Below are 18,441 nucleotides of genomic sequence, written 5' to 3' on the forward strand. Positions count from 1 at the left end.
CCCGACTGCGAATGCCGATGGTGGGCCGGTAAGTCCTCCCGATCCCTCAAGCACCGTTCCAGCGGGCTTGAGCCCCATGACTTGCTGGAGGTCAGCCGCTGTCGAAGAGGCCCCAGTCAGCGCTGCCGGGCTTGTCTCGGATTGTGGCGAGTAGGAACACGCGCTCAGACCGGCTATCAGCAGGACCGACGTGGCCGTAGCCGCGGCTGGCACTGGACGGCCTTCCATGCAACGGTCCCGCCGATTTACACCTCTCCGGACCTTTGACGCCATCATGGTTGCCCCCCACACGCCTATTTGGCTGAATTGAACAAACAGTAGCCCCTACCCAGGCGCGGCGGAAGCGGCATCCTGTTCAGAGCCAGGCTAATTCCCGGATCTAGGATCTGGATCGACTTTGTCTTGCCAGGAATCGCGTCCAAAGCACGTGGACAAGTCCAGTGCCACGTGCTGACATGAAGGCATGCAGCCCTCGGCGCGCGATAAGCGGATCCGGATCTGCGGCGGACTGGTCATCATGGCCTTGGCGATCCTCTCGCTGTTCATGGTTTTCGCGTCCGGCCGCGAGCATTGGGCTGATATTCCTCTGGATGCCTTGTACGGAATCCAGGCGCTGTTCACACTGGGCGCAGGCATCTATCTCGCCAGCGGCTGGCGCAAGGCATCTCAAATGGTGATGGCTCCAGGGCGGGCCCGACGTATTGCGCTGGCCGCTATTGCCGTGGCCGGAACCGCCGCAGTCGCCTGGGGATTCACGAACGGCGCCAAGGCTCTCATCACAGCGGCGTTGTGGCCGAACATGGTTGGCTTGTGGACTCTGCTGCAGTTCAGGACTATTGCCGAGCGCTTCCAACACAAGGAGCAATGGACCACCGCGTTGACCCTCGAATTCGCTTTGGAGTCCCTGGCCCGGGTCTTCCGTCAGCCCGGGCTGATCGTGACGACGGCAGGCCAGGACGTGTGGGTCGAGATAGAAAGGGAATGGAACGGAGGAACCTGGTCCCACAAGGACGCAGCCCGTTATATGAAATCGGTGACGGGCCTCCATTTTCGGATTGAAGAGATCGTCGGCGGGACCCGGATCACTGCCAACAGCGGAGACCGGACCGTGGGAGGCATGTACGACGTTCTGAAGCTCTCCGAGGAGATGAGCGCGACCGCGGTGGAACTGGCCCGGCAAGCAACCGCCCGCCACCACGAGGGCTGACACTGTCCTGGCTTTCAATCCGGATACTTGCCCTCACGAACGCACGCAGATCGGACCGGCTTCCCGTCAGGACTCCCGCGTCCCGGGCCTTGACCGGAAACGTTCCCTAGTGCCGTGGCTACCGCGGGGCGGTCAGGCGGGGGCCGACGTGCTTTGGCGAACCACCAACTCAGGCTCCACCACGGTGGTGCCGACGTTGTTCCCGTCCTCGATGCCGCCCAGCATGAGATCCATGCAGCGCCGCCCGAGTTCCTCGAAGTCCTGGCGCACCGTGGTCAACGGCGGCGTGAAAAACCCTGATTCCGGCTGGTCATCGAAACCCACCACCGAAACATCGCCGGGCACGCGGACACCGGCCTCGTTGAACGCACGCAGCACGCCCAACGCCATCTGGTCATTGCCCACAAAGAGCGCCGTCGCGGTCCTTTCACCGGCGAGCTTCCTGCCGATCTCATAGCCGCTACCGGCGCTCCAGTCCCCCACCACCAGCAAGTCATCCTCAAGGCCCGCAACCCGCAAGGCCGCACTCCACCCTTCGGCCCTGGCCGCCCCGTCGATCCAGTCCTGCGGACCGGCCACGTGCCCGATCCGGCGATGCCCCTGCTCCACCAGATGCCGGACGGCCAATTCCGCGCCGCGCTTCTGGTCCACCATGGCTCCGCCGACGGAGGCGTCGCCCAGCGATCCCACGGCCACTACGGGAACCCCTGGGTTCATTTCCGCCACCGCCAGCAGGGTGTCCGGATGCGGCACGATCACCACGATCCCGTCCACCGACTGGTCCAGGAAATGCCGGACCGCATCGAGAATCGCCTCGCGATTGACGGTCCTCAAAGCTGCGATGCTGACGAAATAGCCGGCATCCCTCGCCGCCTGCTCGACGCCCAGCAAAGTGTTCGCCGGACCGTATTGCGCCAGCTCACTCGCCAGGACGCCGATGGTCCGGGAACGCCGGGTCACGAGGCTCCGCGCAGCAGTATTGCGCCGGTATCCCAGTTCGGCAATGGCCGCCTCCACCCGCTCACGGGTCCCCTTGCTCACGTTGGGGTGGTCATTGATCACCCGGGACACCGTCTGGTGCGAAACTCCCGCCCGCTCCGCCACATCCTCAAGCCGTGGCAAGCGCCCGCTGGTATTTGTCATGGGGCTATTGTGGTCGATCCGGTGCGCAACCACGCAACGCCCCGCGAGCACCAGGCTTCCGACGAGCTGACAACAACGCCGTCAGGACGACCACGCTGCTTGCCGTCTTTTCCGGTCCCAGACTGTCCATGCGATGAGGGCGGCGAAAGCGATCACTGCCAGGGCGGCGGAAAGCCCCACCATGACATCAATGGGCAGCAAATAGAGTAGGACGGCCCGTACGCAGGCTTCGGCAATCAGTCCCGCACCCCAAACGGCGGAGACCTTCAGGTGCCAGCGGTGCGCCGCCGGATTACTGTGGAAATCGCGGTCCATTTCCGCGGCGCGTTCCGGTCTCCACGTCTTGGCTGCGTGCAAAGTCAGGGGATGACCCAGTGCGGCCAGAACCAGGAACGAAATGCCCATGCCACCGGTGATTGCCGAATCCTTGAGCAGCAGAAACCGCGGGTCACCGGTGAGGAAGAACAGAACCAGCCCGAGTCCGAAGACGATGACCATCAGCGTCGCAAACGGGTTCAGGGAGTGCCGTTTGGAGGCTGTCCAGAACAGCCGGCAGCCAGCTGCCGCCGTCGCCGCCAGCAGCGCAGCCCAGTCCGTGGCACCGGCCAGGTGCAGGCCGTAGTAGACAGCCAGCGGCGCCCCCACGTCCCAGGCGAGGCCGCGCACCAACGTACGCATCATGAATGTCGGACGCAACGGTCCCGAAGCTTGCTCAGGGTTCATTGGCGCGCGTCCATTTACTGAAACAGGGCCGTTCCATTGTCCCGATTGGCGGAATCGCCGCAACGGCGACCGCGCCGAAATCGATGATCACCGGAGCCGCCATTTCAGCTCCTCCTCCGCTCATGACCGAGAGCTTCATGCGCCAGCAACGCCATGCTAGGTCCGTGCAAGAAGCCTCGTCAACGGGTCGCAGGCTCGCCTCACTTCACGAGTGCGCCTGCGTCGCCATCGTAAGGATTTCAGCCCCGTCCTCGGTGATCGCGATCGTGTGCTCACTGTGTGCTGTCCGGCAGCCTGTCGCACTTCGGAGCGTCCACCCGTCCGCGTCCGTGATGAGTTCGGCGGTGTCCGCCATGACCCACGGCTCCAGTGCCAGCAGCAGCCCTGGACGCAGTTCATATCCGCGTCCGGGCCGTCCGGTGTTCGGAATGTGCGGGTCCTGATGCATCGTCGATCCGATGCCGTGACCGCCGAACTCGGTGTTGATCGGGTACCCCGCCTCGCTCAGGACGGAGCCGATGGCATGGGAGATGTCGCCGATGCGGGCCCCCGGCACGGCAGCAGCTATCCCTGCGCTCAACGCGCGCTCGGTGGCGCCGATCATCGCGACGCTCGCCGGGGGCCGGGAGTCCCCCACGATGAAACTGATGGCAGAGTCCGCGGCCACCCCACCCTTGGAAACGGCGAGGTCGAGAGTCAACAGGTCGCCGTCGGCAAGCGAGTAGTTGCGTGGAAGTCCGTGGAGCACGGCGTCGTTGACTCCCGTGCAGATGTAGTGGCCGAACGGTCCACGACCGAAAGAAGGCGCGTAGTCGACGTAACAGGACAGTGCACCCGCCTCGATGATCATGGCCTTGGCCCACCGGTCGATGTCCAGCAGGTTCGTGCCGACCGTGGCGCGGCTCTTCAGCGTCTGCAGAATGTCAGCGACCAGCGCGCCTGTCTCTTTTGCACGTGCCAGTTCGGCGGCATTCAGAATCTCAATCATCCAATAACTATACCGGTCATATTATCCCGGTATAATCGGAGCCATGGTCAGATTGCCGCTCACATTAGACGAGGTGGAGCGCGGACGGCGCCTCGGTGCCCTGTTGCGTCGCGCCAGGGGCCAGCGCTCGATTCTCGACGTCGCCCTCGATGCGCAGGTCTCACCGGAAACCCTACGGAAGATTGAGACGGGCCGCGTAGCGACCCCTGCCTTCCCGACCATCGCCGCGATCGCCGAGGTCCTGGGGCTCTCCCTCGATGTGGTGTGGGCCGAGATCAACCAGCCCGAACGTGGCGCCGAATCGACCCTCCCTGATCGCAAGACACGTGAGCGCTTAGCCTCGTAATTCCCGCAACTGCGTTCACTTCTTCTCCTTGACCGCTTTTTGTGTGGTGTCGCGTTGGGTGGCGGCCCAGCTGGCGAGGAGTTTCAGGGCGTCCTCGGAGGGTGTCCCGGGGTCTGCTGTGTAGACGTTGATGCGCAGTCCCGGGTCGGCCGGGAGTTCCAGCGCCTCGAAGCTCAGGTCCAGGTCCCCGACAATGGGGTGGTGAAGGCGTTTGCGGCCGGCGCGATGGTACTTCACGTCGTGACGGGCCCACCGGGTCCGGAACTCCTCACTGCGGGTCGAGAGTTCCCCGATCAGGTCCGTGAGGTCCTTGTCGTACGGGTTCTTCCCGGCCGTGGAGCGCAGCACAGCGACGATGTCGTCCGCTGCGCGTTCCCAGTCGGCGAAGAACTCCCGCGCTTTCGGGTTCAGGAACGTGAAGCGCGCACTGTTCGGCGGGACGGCCACCTCCGCCATCATGTCCAGATACAGGGCACGGCCCAGCTCATTCGCGGCGAGGACATCCCCGCGGTCGTTGCGGACCCACGCCGGAGCGGCCGTGATCGCATCGATGACCCGTTGCACGCTCGGCCGCACTGTCTGCGGGCTGTGCCGGCGCCGCACCCGGGGAGAGGCAGTGGCGGCGCGGGCCAGATCGAAAAGGTGGGCCGTTTCGGCGTCGTCGAGCTTCAACGCGCGTCCGAGGGCTTCAAGGACACTGTCCGAGGCGCCGGAGAGGTTTCCCCGCTCCAGACGGATGTAGTAATCGATGCTCATCCCGGCGAGCATCGCGACTTCCTCCCGGCGCAGCCCGGTAACCCGCCGGTTGCCGCCGTAGACCGGCAGACCCGCCTCATCCGGGGTGATCCTGGCCCGGCGGGAGGTCAGGAACTTCCGCACGTCCTCGCTGTGTGTCATGGCATCCACGCTACGCCCGGTCGACGGCACGAGGGAGGCACTGACGTTACCCGGAACGGCCGTGACTCCCCGCCCGCACGGAATCACGGTTGCATGGAAAGCATGAAACCTGCGCCCGCAACAGCCTCCCACCCCGCCGGACACCCACATCAAGGGGGTACTGACGTGCCCTCCCACAACCCCGCACAACTGCATACCGTGAAAGGCATGGACATGGAACTTACTCTTAATAACGGCGTCACAATGCCAGCGCTTGGCCTGGGTGTCTTCCAAAGCGCCCCGGAGCAAACGACGGCGGCCGTTGAGGCCGCACTGGCCGCCGGCTACCGGCACATCGACACTGCCGCCGCATACGGCAACGAGCGGGAAGTCGGCAAAGGCATCCGCCGCTCAGGCCTCGATCGGGCAGAAGTGTTCATCGAGACCAAGGTCTGGGTCAGCGACTATGGCTACGACGAGGCGCTCCACGCCTGGGACAAAGCGACCGGCAAACTCGGCGTCGACTATCTGGACCTGCTCATCCTTCACCAGCCCGCCCCGGACCGGTTCGAAAAAACCATCGCAGCGTACAAAGCACTGGAGACCCTGCTCGCCGACGGGCGGGTGCGGGCGATCGGCGTCAGCAACTTCATGCCGCACCACCTGGAGCAACTGCTCGGCTCGACCGACGTCGTCCCGGCGGTGAACCAGGTCGAACTTCACCCCTACTTTACCCAGCCGGCAGTCCAAGGCGCCGACGCCGAACACGGCATCCTCACCCAGGCCTGGTCGCCGATCGGAGGGATCACCTTCTACCCAGGATGGGGCGGCCAGGAGCGGCGGAACGTCATGGAAGACCCCGCGATTGCAGCCATCGCACGCACTCACGGCAAGAGTCCGGCCCAGGTCATGCTCCGCTGGCACCTGCAGCAAGGCCGCTCCGCCATCCCGAAATCGACCAACCCGGCACGCATCGCCGAGAACTTCGACGTCTTTGGTTTCGAACTCAGTGCGGCCGAACTCGCCGCCATCGACGCGCTCGACACCGGCAACCGCAGCGGTCCGGACCCGGACGAAGCCCGCGAGGAGCGTTTCGCCATGGTGATCCCCGAAGCCTGAGACAGCCAGAAGCTTTAGACAGAGAGAAGGAACCAGCATGGAGTACCGCTCCCTTGGCCGCACGGGTGTGCAGCTCAGCCCCTTATGCCTCGGTGCGATGATGTTCGGCCCGTGGGGCAACAACGACACCGCCGACTCCACCCGGATCATCCACCGGGCCCTCGACGCCGGCATCAACGTCATCGACACCGCCGACGTCTACTCCGGCGGAGCATCCGAGGAAATCCTCGGGCAAGCACTGGAAGGCCGCCGCGAGGACGTCTTTCTGGCCACGAAGTTCTTCATGCCCATGAACGAAGACGATCCCAACCAGCGCGGCGGATCCCGCCGCTGGATCATCCGTGAAGCCGAAAACTCCCTCCGACGCCTGAACACCGACTACATCGACCTCTACCAAGTCCACCGGCCCAGCCCCGACACCGACGTCGAAGAAACCCTCGGCGCCCTCACCGACCTCGTCCGCCAAGGCAAAGTCCGCTACATCGGCTCCTCCTCCTACTCCGGATCCCAGATCGTCGAAGCCCAGTGGGCATCCCGGGAACGGAACCTGGAAAGGTTCGTCACCGAACAACCGCCCTACTCGATCCTGGTCCGCGGCATCGAAGAAGACATCCTCCCCACGGTCCAACGACACGGCATGGGCACCCTCACCTACAGCCCGCTCAGCGGAGGCTGGCTCTCCGGGCGCTGGCGCAAAGACTCCGCGTCCGCACCCACCTCTGCAGCCCGCCCTAGCGCCCGGTTCGACATGAGCAGCCCGGCCAACCAGCGAAAGCTCGACATCGTCGAAGACTTGGCCCAGCTCGCCGAACAATCCGGTATGACGCTCATCGAGCTTGCCATCGCGTTCGTGATCAACCACCCCGGCGTCACGGCCGCCATCGTCGGACCACGCACCATGGAACAGCTCGAGTCCTACCTGCCCGCCGCGGACATCACCCTGAGCACAGACGTACTGGACCGCATCGACCAGCTCGTCGCACCAGGAGTCACCGTCAACCCCGACGACAACAGCTACGGAACCCACGAACTCACACCAATGGCCCGACGACGCCGCCAGCCGTGACGGCGGGGGGGGTGCGCCGCGATCCCCTCATTCTTTGAGGGCGGCCCCGTGACGCATGTCGGCGGTTTCCTGCCCGTCGTCAAGGCCATTGGGCCGATGACCCAACACGATCGTGGAAACGTCGGCTTCCGAGGCCGCGGAGAAGGGACCGAGCCGCCCCTCGACAGCCCACCGGGTTTCCTCTTCTATCAAATCGGCGTTGATCCGTGCACCGGTCATGACGCCCTCGGCCGCCGCGGTGATCACCTGGGCCATCACATTGGAGACATTGCCCGCTGCGTACACACCCTGGACGGCCGTCGCACCCGTGGCATCCGCCTCGATAAACCGCCCCATCCCCATGGGGTGCGCCTGAGTACTCAGCCCGAGTGATTGCAGGACCGCGGACCTGGCCTCCATCCGAGTGCCGACAGCGAGGGCCTGCATATCGAAGGAGGAGCCCTGGCGGAGCGTGAGGCCCGCGAGGACTCCGTCGACAGCGTCAACAGAGGCCACGGCGCCGTCGATGACCCTCACGGACCGGGCGCCGAGCTTGTCCCATTCCTCGTCAGTGGGTTCCACCGTGTCATTGAGGAAAAGGGTGATGTCCGGGGACCACTGCCTGAACAACAGTGCCTGATGGACGGACATCGGACCGCTGCCCAGCACTCCAATCCGTTTCCCGCGGATTTCCCAGCCATGGCAGTAAGGACAGTGCACAACGCCCTTTCCCCATTGCTCACGCAGTCCGTCGATGGGAGGCAGTCCGTCGGTCAATCCGGTGGTGACGAGGAGGCGCCTGCCGGAGAACCGGCGGCCATCTCCGAGCATCACTTCGAATAAATCCGTGGTGCGCCGTGCCGAAACGGCTTCGCCGTCAATGACGGTTCCCCCATAGGAGACTACTTCATTGCGTCCGATGGACAGCAGCTCCGACGGGCTCATACCGTCCCGTGACAGATAACCGTGCACGCCCGCTGCGGGCGCGTTACGGGGTGCTCCGGAATCGATGACCAGCACCGAGCGCAGCGCGCGGCTCAGCGTCGTTGCCGCGCTGAGGCCCGCAGCGCCGCCCCCGATGATCACAACGTCATACCGCGCGGTGTCCATACTGATGTGCCCTTCGTTTGTCCTGAAAGTCCGCCGCCAGCGTCCTGCAGCGGTTACAAACCAGCTTTCACCCCACGAGAGGAACCTGGCAAACAACTTTGCTGATATGGCAAACTGCAGAGATGGCAAATGAGCTTGACGATGTTCTTGGAGCTGTCGGTCCCCGGCTTCGGGCACTCCGTACGGAAAGGGATCTCACCCTCGGAGAGGTATCCACCGCCTCCGGAGTATCGGTCAGCACCCTGTCCCGGCTGGAATCCGGCCAACGCAGGCCGAACCTCGACATCCTGCTGCCCCTGGCACGGTTGTACGGTGTTCCCCTTGACGATCTGGTCGGCGCCCCGCCCACCGGGGACCCGAGAATTCACCTGAGGCCCATCACCCATGGCGGCATGACGGCCGTTCCCCTCACCCGCCGCCCCGGCGGTCTGCAGGCCTTCAAGATGGTGCTCGCCGGTGATGCCCGCGGAGCCGAACCCGATCCGCGTGTTCACGAAGGCTACGAATGGCTTTACATCCTCAACGGACGGCTGCGGCTGGTGCTGGGCGACAAAGACTTCGAACTCCGCGCTGGCGAAGCCGCGGAATTCGACACCCGCACACCGCACTGGTTCGCCAGCGCCGACGGAAAACCCGTCGAATTCATCAGCCTGTTCGGGCAGCAGGGCGAGCGGATGCACGTACGCGCCCGCCCCAAGCCGTCATAGCTTGACGATAGTGCCGGGCCGCATCCTCATCATTTCGGCGTTCCCCGCGTTGCGCACACGGTGCAGCTACACCTGTTTGTGATCGGTTCCCTAATCTTCCGTGCCCGACAGGAGTGCGTAATATCCCGGAACCCACTGCGGAAGACCGCTGGCGTTCATCGGGACCACTTCGATGTTGACCGGGCCGTCCGCAATCAATCGCCAGTCCGAGTGCGAAAAGACGCGCTGGCGTTCCGCGGAACCGAAATGCCCGGGCCGTGGAAGGTTTTCCAAGGCGCGCCGCAGCTGCACGGGCATGCTTTGCCGGGTGGCGCCGAGTTCGGTCAGGTAACCGAGGCTGTTTCCACGGAAGTTGGTTTCAGCCAGCAACAACCTGCCCCTGTTCCCGATGACGGTCCGCAGGTTGGCGGCCATGGCAGCCTGCTTGCCGGGTTTCAGGACGTGGAAGACCCCGCGGACAAAGACGTTGGCGGGCCCCAGCCGCTCCAGCAAGAGCTCTCCGGCCCCTGCCCCCGCCGCATCCAGAACCATGAAATCGGCGTTTTGGACGCCTTCTGCTTCCCTGCTGGCCCTCTCGATCGCCCCCTTGGATACGTCGATTCCCAGGACCCGGGGAAACATGCCTGCAAGCCAGCGGGTGTGTGTGCCGTTGCCACACCCGACGTCAACCACCGGAAGATCCGGATCAAAATGAGCCCCAATCGCGTCGGAGTACTGACCATGCTCGGCCGTGGAACCGGAGTCCCAAAGCACGTCCCCGGAACGTCCAGTGGTGCGGATTCCACGCCAGTATCCTTCCCACGCTGTGTCCGGATTTCTGGGTGCCCGGGAAGCAAGGCGGACAACTGTGGGGACAAGCAGCATCTGGTCCCAAAGCTTTGACATGCGCTAACTCTACAGACGCCGTGCGGGCCGGCGGAGCTGATCCGGTATTTCCACGGGAGGCACCGGATATCCGTAGAAGTACCCCTGCCCATAGAGGCAACCCATGGCCCCCAGCTGCGCCGCCTGCTCGGCGGTTTCGATGCCTTCCACGGTGGCGTTGAGCCCCGCAGCGAAAATCAGCTGCAGAATCGCAGAGACGAACTTTTGCTGCCGTGGATCCGACTCCATGCCCTTGATGAGGGACTGATCGACCTTCACAGTGTCCGCCGGAAGTGACCTGAGGTAGCTGATGGACGAATAGCCCGTGCCGAAGTCGTCAATTTGCAGCCCCACACCCAGCTCCCGGAGTCCGCTGAGGACTTGTTCTTGTCCGGTCTCACGGGCCATCAGCACAGTCTCGGTGATCTCCAAGACCAAACGCCGCGGCTCCACGGCGTACCGTGCCAGCGTGTCCCTGATGTCGTCCAGCAGGTCTGTCCGAAGCAATTCAGCGGCAGAAAGATTGATGTGCAGGCAATAGTCTGGCAGGTCCGGATCTGTTTGGCTCCAGCGCACCATTTGGGCAATACCTTCATGCAGCACCCACCGTCCCAGCTCAAAGATCAAGCCGGTTTCTTCTGCGATGCCAATGAAGCTGCCCGGCATGATGGTTCCGCGGACAGGGTGGTGCCATCGGACGAGGGCTTCGACGCCGATGACGCGGCCGGAGGCCAATTCGACCACCGGTTGATACAGCAGCGCCAGCTCCTCTCCGGCAACGGCAGTGCGTAGTTCGGCGGTTATTCGCGACCGTTCCTGAACGGCGTCGAGCATGTCCGGGTGGAAGAGCTGGACATTGTTGCGGCCCCGCGCCTTGGCCTGATACATCGCAATATCGGCATCGCGCATCAGCTCCTCAGCCCGACACCCCGGCGCACCGATGCACACGCCGATGCTTGCCATCGCCCACACCGTTTCCATCCCGATGCACATGCTGTCCTGCAGGTACTCCGATGCGCGGTGCGCAATTCGAAGAATCTCCGCTTCCGTGGCCGCGGCAATGAGGATGGCAAACTCATCCCCGCCCAGGCGGGCCACCGTGTCCGTAGCCCTGACGGCGGAGCGGAGGCGCTTGGCAACTTCCACCAACACGGCGTCACCGGCGCTGTGGCCCAGGATGTCGTTGATGGCTTTGAAGGAGTCCAGATCCAGGAGCAACACGGCCGGAGCTTTTCCGCCGTTCGCGCTGGACCTGACCGCTTCCTGGATCCGCTCGGTGAGCAGCGTCCTGTTTGCAAGACCGGTGAGGGCATCCGTCTTGGCCATCTGCTCCAGCTCGACCTGCGTTCGCCGCAACATGGCTGTGCGGGCGGCCACGCGCTGTTCCAGATCCGCATGGATGTGGCCCAGTTCCTCCGCAAGCAGGTTGACGCCGGTGATGACAGCATCAATGTCGTCACGATGCGACGAAGGTTCAATGCGTGCTTCCAGGTCACCCGCGGCCAATCGGACAACGCCATCAACCAGCAGCTGCAGGCGCGGGTCCTCAACGCTCTTTTTCGAGCTCATGCGATCCCAGCGTGCAGAAGCCGGAAGCACATCCGCGGCTCACGCACCCGCATCAAGCCAGTCCATGGCCTCACTGCGCGACGTGAAGAAACGAGTCGGGCAAGGCGGGACGTGCACTCCGAGGAAGAAGTTCGCGAGGACCCGGTCCACGGGCGACGTGCCCAACAAAGCTATGCGCGACGCGCCGCAGGGAATAGACCACACGCCCCTGGCCTCCCGGCTTACGGAAGCGACTGCTGCCATGTCCACAAGCATTGGATGCTGCTCCTGCTGGCATAGCTCATTGACTTTCGCCATGGCTTCGCGGGCGTCGTCAACCTGAATGGCGACCCCGGGCGCCCAGCGCAAGTGGAGAAGTCCGTCGGCCCTCAAGACGACACTGGACTTTTCACCGTCCGCTGTCTCCGGTACCACGCTCACGTCCTCCCCCGGGCAGCCGCCGATCTCTTCGGCAACTCCCAAAAAGTAATCCAGCTTCCCGACTTCCCTTGAAACGACGCCGGGGGCCGATCTTTCGCCGACCCCGCCAGCGTAGCTTTCCCGCGCGTTTGTCCTCAAGCCCCTCCCCCGCTCACAGGCAGAGTTCGAGAGCGTCGAGCAATCGCTTCATCGAGCCGCCGAGATTCCAGTCCGTAGCCAGACGCTCAAGTTCACGGCGCGAGTCGTCGTCGACCGGGCGCAACCGCGCCCCCGCCTCTTCGAGGGTGGGCAGTGCGAGGTCGCGCACGACGTTCACAACAACGGGCGCGACCGCCAGATAGTCTGCGGACGCGGCGAGTTTGGACCTCACCGGCGCCGCCAATCCGCTGCCGGGATCCGCCGCTGCAGCGAGCAACGCGTCGAGCGTGCCGTATGCCGCCAGCAACGAGGCCGCCGTCTTTTCGCCAATCCCGGCCACGCCCGGCAGCCCATCGGAGGCGTCGCCGCGCAGCGTCGCGAAATCGGCGTACTGCCCGGGCAGCACGCGATATTTGCCGACGACGACGGCGTCGGTCACGATCTCGAGGTTCTTCATGCCTCTCGCCGTGTAGATGGCGCGCACCTCGCGGGCGTCGTCGACCACTTGGAACAGATCGCGGTCTCCCGTCACGACGTCGACAGGAAGCTTCGCGTGGCTCGCATAGGTGCCGATGACGTCGTCGGCTTCATGTCCCGCGGCCCCGACAACGGCGATGCCCGCGAGGCCGAGCACCCGCCGGATCATCGGAACCTGCACCTGCAGCGCGTCCGGCACCACTTCGACGTCGGGAGCGCCCTCTACCGCCCCCGCGACACGATGCGACTTGTACGTCGGGATGAGGTCCACCCGCCACTGCGGACGCCAGTCATCGTCCCAGCACGCCACCAGATGCGTCGCCCCATAATCGGTGGCAAGCCTCGCGATCATGTCGAGCAGGCCGCGAACTGCGTTCACCGGCGTACCGTCGGCCCGGCGGATCGAATCGGGTACGCCGAAGAAGGCCCGAAAGTACAGAGAGGCCGTATCGAGGAGCATGAGGCGGTGAAGCATAACCGATCCTTGCATCAACAAACCCGATCCGGCGATCCGCCCCGCCGCCTGCCCACTGAAACGTGTTACTTGCCTGGAGCCCAGGCCTTGGCTTCAGTATTCTTGGCGCGGCGGCGAATCACGGCTGCGGATGCTGCGGTGGCGGCCAGTGTGCCTCCGCCGACCAGCGACCACAGGACGAGGTTGGACTCGGCAACGTTGTTGGCCTCGCCGCTTACGGTGCCGGCGGCTGTGATGCTGGAAACAGCAGCCAGACCGGAATTGCCCTTGCCGTTGCCGCCGCCACGATTGCCACCGCCGTGGTTGCCGCCGCCGTCGTTGTTGCTTCCGCCGTTCCCGGAATTCACCACCACAGCTGCCCAGCGCGTGTTGCCGGATCGGGCGCCGACGGCACTGATCATGTAGTTGCCGCCGTCCGGGAAGGTAATGGTGGTGGAGAAAGCGCCCGTGCCGTCGGCATTGACGCTGAAGCTCGGCGGAGCTGGCCGCCCTCCATCCGAATCCTTCTTGCCGCCGGTCCGCTGGAATGTGATGTTGATGGTTTCGCCGGCGATGTAGCCGCTTCCGGAGAAAGTAATCGATTCGCCGCGGGCTATGGTGGTGACGGCTGCGACCAAGCGCTTGACGACAGAACCGCGGCAATTCACCCCTCATCTGAGGGTTTCGACGTTCCCGTCACCTTGGGCGTGAGCGGAAGGTCGATGGATCCGAATTCAAATTCGTCTTCCTCCACGGCGGCCGCAATATCGTCGGGCTTCATCGCGAGGCTGACCGCGTAGTAGAACATGATAAGGCTGAAGACAACCACGAAGAGAATGTCGATCCACTCCGGCAGGACGTTGAGCGATCCACTTCCGTAGCGGCCCAGGAGCCCGATGACAAGGATGCCGATCAGCCACGGCCAGATCCAGGATGCGGCACGCCAGTCGATGTCGCGGCGCTGCTGCAGGGACTTGGAGCGGCGGAGCGCAATCTCGAAAATGATGCGGCCCAGGAGAATCGCTGTCAGCAGCTTCCATATCGCCTCGAACCCGGACCAATAGATGATCAGGTTGGCGGCGACGAATCCAAACGGAGTCAGGATCGACGGCCACGGAACCCGGTACGGGTGATCGCGCCCTGAGTGCTGGCGGACCAGCGCACCCAGGGAAACCGGGGCGAACGCGTACATGATGGCCGTAGCGTCGGTGACCAGCCCGACCAGGGACTGCCAACTGGGGAACGGCAGCAGGGCGATCATCCCCACCACGAAGGACAGCAGGATGGATCCGAATGGAACGCCGCGCTTGCTGACCTTCGTGAGCGAACCGGGCAGGGCGTCGTCCTCGCCGAGCGCGTAGGAAATCCGTGCGGAGGTTCCGACGTAGACCAAGCCTGTGCCGGCTGGAGAGATGACCGCGTCGATCAGAAGAACGGTGGCCAGCCATCCCGCTCCTGCGGCAATCGCCAGCGCGTAGTAAGGACCGAATGAACCGGCTCCCACCGGGTTCTTCCAATCATGAGCGATGTCACCAGGGTTGAGGGCCCCGATGAACGCCACCTCCAGAAGGATGTAGATCGCCGCGCCGACGAACATCGCGATGATGATCGCCCGCGCAACATCCTTCTTGGGGTTGCGGGCTTCGCCTGCCATCTGGGCGGCCTGTTCGAACCCTTGAAGCGCAAACACCACCCCGAGCGGAAGTGCGGCGAAAATCCCGTGAATGCCGTTCGGCGCGAAGCCACCCGCCCCCTGGCTGAAGTTCCCCGGGTGGAAGGTCAGGATGATGAGCACGACTATCGTGAGGACCGGAACCGCGGTCTTCCAGATCACCAGAATGATGTTGCTGTCCGAGAGCCACTTCGCGCCCAAGAGATTGATTACCGTGAAGAGTGCCAGCGAGAGAACTGCGATGAGCAACCCGATGGGGGTCAGTGTGGAGTCAGGGTTCACCATCTTGATGCCCGAAGCCCACGGTGCGCTGGCAAGATAGGTGATGCTCCCCTCTACCTCGATGGGAGCGATCGTGACCGCCTGAAGGTATCCGGCCCACCCCGCGGTGAATCCGGCAAGGGCACCGAATGCGTAGTGCGGGTACCGCGCCGTGCCGCCGGCCACCGGATAGGCCGCCCCCAGGTCGGCATGAATGAGGGCCAGAACCACCAGCAGGACCGCCGCGAGCAACCAGGAAATGATCGACGCCGGACCTGCAGTTTGCGCCGCACCGAGGGCACCCAGCAACCAGCCCGACCCAATGATCGAACCGAGGGAAACAAACAGCAATCCCCAGAACCCGACCACCCTTTTCAGGGCATGCAACCGCCCCTCGCCGGGCCTGACGACAACCTCACTTGCCATACAAACCACTCCCTCGGAGGGTCGCATACAGTCATGATCCTTTGACGATAGCGACGCCGCCGCGAACTGGAAAGAGGCACCGCGAGGAAACTCGCTAAAGTGCTCGCGAAATTTCCCGAAGGGACTCTGAGCTGGGGAAAAGCCGGACGGTCGGAGTGAGCCCCGAGCCGGGTTCCCGGCAGCGCGCCACTCCTGCGTGCCACGGAAACCACACTCCCCCTGAACCTTCGTCCACCGTTGCCTTGCATCCAGTTTGACAGACGGATCGTTCCGTCACAAACTATCTGAGAACGATCCATCACATCGGACCGACGCCCTGCTTACTCAGCAGAACAAGGAGGAATCCCAGATGAACGGCATCCGCGTCGCGGTCATCGGCACCGGCATCATCGGCAGGACACTCGCCACCCGCCTGGCCGAAGCAGGCCACACGGCCACCATCGGTACTCGCAACCCGGGCCGGGACGGCCTGGAGGACGCCCGCCACACAGGAGCCCGCGTTACGAGCATCGAGGAAGCCATCGACTCCTCCGAGGCCGTCGTGTGGGCGATCAACGGCGCCGCCATGGTCGAAGCCATCCCCGCCTACGGCCGGCAACTGGCGGACAAGGTGGTTATCGACGCCACCAACAACTTCGGCGCCCCGACCATGAACAGCCTTGATTTGATCGCCGAACACGCCCCCACCGCCCCGGCGTACCGAGCGTTCAACAGCCTGGGTTGGGAAAATTTCAAGGATCCTTGCTACGGTGAAGAAACGGGCGACCTCCTCTACAGCGGGCCCGCGGGCCCCTCCCAAGCCGTCGCCGAAGCCCTCATCGCGGCCACCGGGCTGCGCCCGATTCGGGTCGGAAACAACGACAAAGCGAAAATCGTCGACGACTTCGCCACCCTCTGGTTCACCCTTGCCTTCGAAGCCGGGTTCGGCCGCAACCTCGGATTCAAAATCCTCACCCGCTGACCATTCCTGCAGTCACCTCCCGCAGCCGGTTCCCGTACCCCAATCCGTACTGGACCATCCGTACTGAACAAGGAGATCCATCCATGAAGACCGCCATCCTCGGAACCGGCACCGTAGGCCGCACCATCGCAGCCCGCCTCGCTGAACTTGGCCATACCGTCACCATCGGCACCCGTGACCCCGAGGCCACCTTGGCGCGCACCGAGCCGGACGCGATGGGCACCGCACTATTCGGGGCCTGGGCCGCGGAAAACCCCGGCATCACCCTGGCAGCCTTCGCCGATGCCGCCGTCGGCGCCGAGATCATCGTCAACGCCACGAACGGCGGCGCTTCCCTGGACGTCCTGGCCCAGGCCGGGGCCGGGAACCTCGACGGCAAGATCATCCTGGACATCGCCAACCCCCTCGATTTCAGCAACGGTATGCCCCCTACCCTGTTCGTGAAAGACACCGATTCCCTCGGCGAGCAGATCCAGCGCACCTTTCCCGCCGCGCGGGTGGTCAAGGCCCTCAACACCATGAACGCAGCCCTCATGACCCACCCGGACCGGCTGACCGAGGCCGGCACGGTCTTCGTCTCCGGGAACGACGCCGACGCCAAGGACACCGTCACCGGGCTCCTGAAAAGCTTCGGCCACCAGGACGTCATCGACCTCGGCGACATCACCACCGCCCGCGGCACCGAAATGCTCCTGCCCGTCTGGCTCCGCCTCTGGGGCGCCCTTGGGACACCGGACTTCAACTTCAAGATCGTCCGCTAACCTCCAGACCACTACCGCGCCTCAATCCCGAGGGGCGAGACCGACCACACCACTGACGAAGAAAGAGACCATCACTATGAAAGCTGTTCAATTCGCCAACCCCGGAACCTCCCTTGAGACCGTCGAACTCGATGTTCCCGAGGTCCCGCGCGGGCATGTCCTGATCAAGGTCGCTGCCAATGGCATCTGCCACAGCGACTCCATGGCGGCCGCGGGCATGTCCTCCTCCTACCCCCGGACACCGGGCCACGAAGTCGCCGGAACCGTGGAGTCCGTAGGCGAAGGCGTCACCCGCTGGACTGAAGGCCAGCGCGTGGGCGTTGGCTGGTTCGGCGGGGCATGCTTCGAATGCGAATCCTGCCAGCGCGGGGACTTCATCGCATGCACGGTCGGAAAGGTCACCGGCCTGAGCTCTGACGGCGGCTACGCCGAATACCTGGTCGCCCCCGCCGACGCCCTCGCCCTCATCCCCGACGCGCTCAGCTTCGCCGAAGCCGCCCCGCTGATGTGCGCGGGAGTCACCACCTTCAACGGACTCCGCCACAGCGGAGCCCGCCCCGGAGACCGCGTCGCCATCCTCGGCCTAGGCGGCCTGGGCCACCTCGGCGTACAGTTCGCCGCCAAGATGGGCTTCGAAACCATTGCCATCGCCCGCGGCGCCGAAAAGGAATCATTCGCCAAAGAGCTCGGCGCACACCACTACATCGACAGCACCACCACCGACGTCGCGGCCGAACTCAAGCGACTCGGCGGCGCCACGGTTGTCCTGGCCACCGTCACCGACGCCCAGGCCATGTCGGTCACCATCCCTGGACTTGCGTCCCGGGGCCGGCTTGTCGTCGTCGGAGTCCCGCACGAACCCCTCGCCGTCAGCGCCGCCGACCTTGTCATGGGCAGCAGCTCCGTCGCCGGCCACGCCTCCGGCACCGCGAAAGACTCCGAAGACACCCTCCACTTCGCCGCGCTGACCGGCGTTACCCCGATGATCGAGACCTACCCGCTGGAGAAGGCAGCCGAAGGCTTCGACCGCATGATGTCCGGATTGGCGCGCTTCCGCGTCGTCCTCACCAACGACTAACGAAGGCCCCCGCATTGTTGGCGCCTGTGTCCATTCCCGACACGGGCGCCAATCGTGGCGCCACAAAGATCCACTCCTCTATTGCCGCTTGGCCCG

General features: G+C 64.4%; 19 protein-coding genes. 8 read left to right on the forward strand and 11 right to left on the reverse strand.

All coding sequences use genetic code 11. The features are described from left to right. Positions 1–463: 463 nt before the first annotated feature. A complete protein-coding gene (locus BMF89_RS01095; protein ID WP_078105240.1) occupies positions 464–1,207 on the forward strand; it encodes a hypothetical protein in 744 nt (247 codons plus the stop codon). A gap of 132 nt (positions 1,208–1,339) precedes the next feature. On the opposite strand, the gene BMF89_RS01100 is transcribed toward BMF89_RS01095, so the two are convergent. The 3 genes from BMF89_RS01100 to map form a co-directional block, all read right to left on the reverse strand. Next, positions 1,340–2,350 (reverse strand): LacI family DNA-binding transcriptional regulator, encoded by a 1,011-nt coding sequence (locus BMF89_RS01100; protein WP_078105241.1) that lies wholly within the window; start codon positions 2,348–2,350, stop codon positions 1,340–1,342. An 81-nt stretch (positions 2,351–2,431) separates the two neighbouring features. Then, positions 2,432–3,073, reverse strand: a complete 642-nt coding sequence (locus tag BMF89_RS01105; protein ID WP_078105242.1) for a VC0807 family protein — start codon at positions 3,071–3,073, stop codon at positions 2,432–2,434. A gap of 205 nt (positions 3,074–3,278) precedes the next feature. Then, positions 3,279–4,061: a type I methionyl aminopeptidase gene (gene map / locus BMF89_RS01110; protein WP_078105243.1), complete on the reverse strand. Its 783-nt coding sequence runs from the start codon at positions 4,059–4,061 to the stop codon at positions 3,279–3,281. A 43-nt stretch (positions 4,062–4,104) separates the two neighbouring features. Between map and BMF89_RS01115 the strand changes: the two genes are divergently transcribed. Continuing rightward, positions 4,105–4,407 carry a helix-turn-helix transcriptional regulator gene (locus BMF89_RS01115; protein ID WP_078105244.1) on the forward strand — a complete coding sequence of 101 codons (303 nt, stop codon included), beginning with the start codon at positions 4,105–4,107 and terminating at the stop codon, positions 4,405–4,407. A gap of 15 nt (positions 4,408–4,422) precedes the next feature. Here the strand turns inward: BMF89_RS01115 and BMF89_RS01120 are convergent, their stop codons facing one another. Beyond that, entirely contained in the window at positions 4,423–5,304 is an 882-nt protein-coding gene (locus BMF89_RS01120; RefSeq protein ID WP_078105245.1) for a helix-turn-helix transcriptional regulator, read from the reverse strand. 213 nt (positions 5,305–5,517) lie between these two features. Between BMF89_RS01120 and BMF89_RS01125 the strand changes: the two genes are divergently transcribed. Next, positions 5,518–6,402 carry an aldo/keto reductase gene (locus BMF89_RS01125; RefSeq protein WP_078105246.1) on the forward strand — a complete coding sequence of 295 codons (885 nt, stop codon included), beginning with the start codon at positions 5,518–5,520 and terminating at the stop codon, positions 6,400–6,402. Between the two features lie 37 nt (positions 6,403–6,439). Next, positions 6,440–7,468: an aldo/keto reductase gene (locus BMF89_RS01130; RefSeq protein WP_078105247.1), complete on the forward strand. Its 1,029-nt coding sequence runs from the start codon at positions 6,440–6,442 to the stop codon at positions 7,466–7,468. 27 nt (positions 7,469–7,495) lie between these two features. Here the strand turns inward: BMF89_RS01130 and BMF89_RS01135 are convergent, their stop codons facing one another. Beyond that, a complete protein-coding gene (locus tag BMF89_RS01135; RefSeq protein ID WP_078105248.1) occupies positions 7,496–8,557 on the reverse strand; it encodes an NAD(P)/FAD-dependent oxidoreductase in 1,062 nt (353 codons plus the stop codon). Positions 8,558–8,679: 122 nt separating this feature from the next. Here BMF89_RS01135 and BMF89_RS01140 point away from each other — a divergent pair, with 122 nt between their 5' ends. Next, complete coding sequence (locus BMF89_RS01140) at positions 8,680–9,264, forward strand: XRE family transcriptional regulator (protein ID WP_078105249.1); 585 nt, start codon at positions 8,680–8,682, stop codon at positions 9,262–9,264. 90 nt (positions 9,265–9,354) lie between these two features. Here the strand turns inward: BMF89_RS01140 and BMF89_RS01145 are convergent, their stop codons facing one another. The 6 genes from BMF89_RS01145 to BMF89_RS01170 all read right to left on the reverse strand — a co-directional run bounded on the left by BMF89_RS01145 (position 9,355) and on the right by BMF89_RS01170 (position 15,545). Continuing rightward, complete coding sequence (locus tag BMF89_RS01145) at positions 9,355–10,149, reverse strand: class I SAM-dependent methyltransferase (RefSeq protein WP_078105250.1); 795 nt, start codon at positions 10,147–10,149, stop codon at positions 9,355–9,357. Positions 10,150–10,158: 9 nt separating this feature from the next. Next, positions 10,159–11,697 (reverse strand): EAL domain-containing protein, encoded by a 1,539-nt coding sequence (locus BMF89_RS01150; protein WP_078105251.1) that lies wholly within the window; start codon positions 11,695–11,697, stop codon positions 10,159–10,161. Between the two features lie 39 nt (positions 11,698–11,736). After that, positions 11,737–12,255 carry an STAS/SEC14 domain-containing protein gene (locus BMF89_RS01155; RefSeq protein WP_366214750.1) on the reverse strand — a complete coding sequence of 173 codons (519 nt, stop codon included), beginning with the start codon at positions 12,253–12,255 and terminating at the stop codon, positions 11,737–11,739. A gap of 13 nt (positions 12,256–12,268) precedes the next feature. After that, a complete protein-coding gene (locus BMF89_RS01160; protein ID WP_171983361.1) occupies positions 12,269–13,207 on the reverse strand; it encodes a 5'-3' exonuclease in 939 nt (312 codons plus the stop codon). Between the two features lie 65 nt (positions 13,208–13,272). Beyond that, positions 13,273–13,824, reverse strand: coding sequence for a hypothetical protein (locus tag BMF89_RS01165; protein ID WP_139359492.1), 552 nt, complete (start codon positions 13,822–13,824; stop codon positions 13,273–13,275). Between the two features lie 26 nt (positions 13,825–13,850). Next, positions 13,851–15,545, reverse strand: a complete 1,695-nt coding sequence (locus BMF89_RS01170; RefSeq protein ID WP_078105254.1) for an APC family permease — start codon at positions 15,543–15,545, stop codon at positions 13,851–13,853. A gap of 253 nt (positions 15,546–15,798) precedes the next feature. Between BMF89_RS01170 and BMF89_RS01175 the strand changes: the two genes are divergently transcribed. From BMF89_RS01175 to BMF89_RS01185, 3 genes are all read left to right on the forward strand, one after another. After that, on the forward strand, positions 15,799–16,506 hold the full coding sequence (locus BMF89_RS01175; RefSeq protein ID WP_139359493.1) for an NAD(P)-binding domain-containing protein: 708 nt from the start codon (positions 15,799–15,801) through the stop codon (positions 16,504–16,506). A gap of 83 nt (positions 16,507–16,589) precedes the next feature. Then, positions 16,590–17,267 carry an NAD(P)-binding domain-containing protein gene (locus tag BMF89_RS01180; RefSeq protein WP_078105256.1) on the forward strand — a complete coding sequence of 226 codons (678 nt, stop codon included), beginning with the start codon at positions 16,590–16,592 and terminating at the stop codon, positions 17,265–17,267. A 76-nt stretch (positions 17,268–17,343) separates the two neighbouring features. Then, positions 17,344–18,345 (forward strand): alcohol dehydrogenase, encoded by a 1,002-nt coding sequence (locus tag BMF89_RS01185; RefSeq protein ID WP_078105257.1) that lies wholly within the window; start codon positions 17,344–17,346, stop codon positions 18,343–18,345. Positions 18,346–18,441 lie beyond the last annotated feature (96 nt).

Origin of the sequence: Arthrobacter sp. SRS-W-1-2016, assembly GCF_002009585.1 — a bacterium.
Classification (GTDB): Bacteria; Actinomycetota; Actinomycetes; order Actinomycetales; family Micrococcaceae; genus Arthrobacter; species Arthrobacter bambusae_A.

What these genes read in the sequence shown, in the direction of transcription:
- BMF89_RS01095 (WP_078105240.1), top strand. Translation starts at nt 464, where the DNA reads ATGCAGCCCTCGGCGCGCGATAAGCGGATCCGGATCTGCGGCGGACTG.
- BMF89_RS01100 (WP_078105241.1), bottom strand. Translation starts at nt 2,350, where the DNA reads ATGACAAATACCAGCGGGCGCTTGCCACGGCTTGAGGATGTGGCGGAG.
- BMF89_RS01105 (WP_078105242.1), bottom strand. Translation starts at nt 3,073, where the DNA reads ATGAACCCTGAGCAAGCTTCGGGACCGTTGCGTCCGACATTCATGATG.
- map (WP_078105243.1), bottom strand. Translation starts at nt 4,061, where the DNA reads ATGATTGAGATTCTGAATGCCGCCGAACTGGCACGTGCAAAAGAGACA.
- BMF89_RS01115 (WP_078105244.1), top strand. Translation starts at nt 4,105, where the DNA reads ATGGTCAGATTGCCGCTCACATTAGACGAGGTGGAGCGCGGACGGCGC.
- BMF89_RS01120 (WP_078105245.1), bottom strand. Translation starts at nt 5,304, where the DNA reads ATGACACACAGCGAGGACGTGCGGAAGTTCCTGACCTCCCGCCGGGCC.
- BMF89_RS01125 (WP_078105246.1), top strand. Translation starts at nt 5,518, where the DNA reads ATGGAACTTACTCTTAATAACGGCGTCACAATGCCAGCGCTTGGCCTG.
- BMF89_RS01130 (WP_078105247.1), top strand. Translation starts at nt 6,440, where the DNA reads ATGGAGTACCGCTCCCTTGGCCGCACGGGTGTGCAGCTCAGCCCCTTA.
- BMF89_RS01135 (WP_078105248.1), bottom strand. Translation starts at nt 8,557, where the DNA reads ATGGACACCGCGCGGTATGACGTTGTGATCATCGGGGGCGGCGCTGCG.
- BMF89_RS01140 (WP_078105249.1), top strand. Translation starts at nt 8,680, where the DNA reads ATGGCAAATGAGCTTGACGATGTTCTTGGAGCTGTCGGTCCCCGGCTT.
- BMF89_RS01145 (WP_078105250.1), bottom strand. Translation starts at nt 10,149, where the DNA reads ATGTCAAAGCTTTGGGACCAGATGCTGCTTGTCCCCACAGTTGTCCGC.
- BMF89_RS01150 (WP_078105251.1), bottom strand. Translation starts at nt 11,697, where the DNA reads ATGAGCTCGAAAAAGAGCGTTGAGGACCCGCGCCTGCAGCTGCTGGTT.
- BMF89_RS01160 (WP_171983361.1), bottom strand. Translation starts at nt 13,207, where the DNA reads ATGCTTCACCGCCTCATGCTCCTCGATACGGCCTCTCTGTACTTTCGG.
- BMF89_RS01170 (WP_078105254.1), bottom strand. Translation starts at nt 15,545, where the DNA reads ATGGCAAGTGAGGTTGTCGTCAGGCCCGGCGAGGGGCGGTTGCATGCC.
- BMF89_RS01180 (WP_078105256.1), top strand. Translation starts at nt 16,590, where the DNA reads ATGAAGACCGCCATCCTCGGAACCGGCACCGTAGGCCGCACCATCGCA.
- BMF89_RS01185 (WP_078105257.1), top strand. Translation starts at nt 17,344, where the DNA reads ATGAAAGCTGTTCAATTCGCCAACCCCGGAACCTCCCTTGAGACCGTC.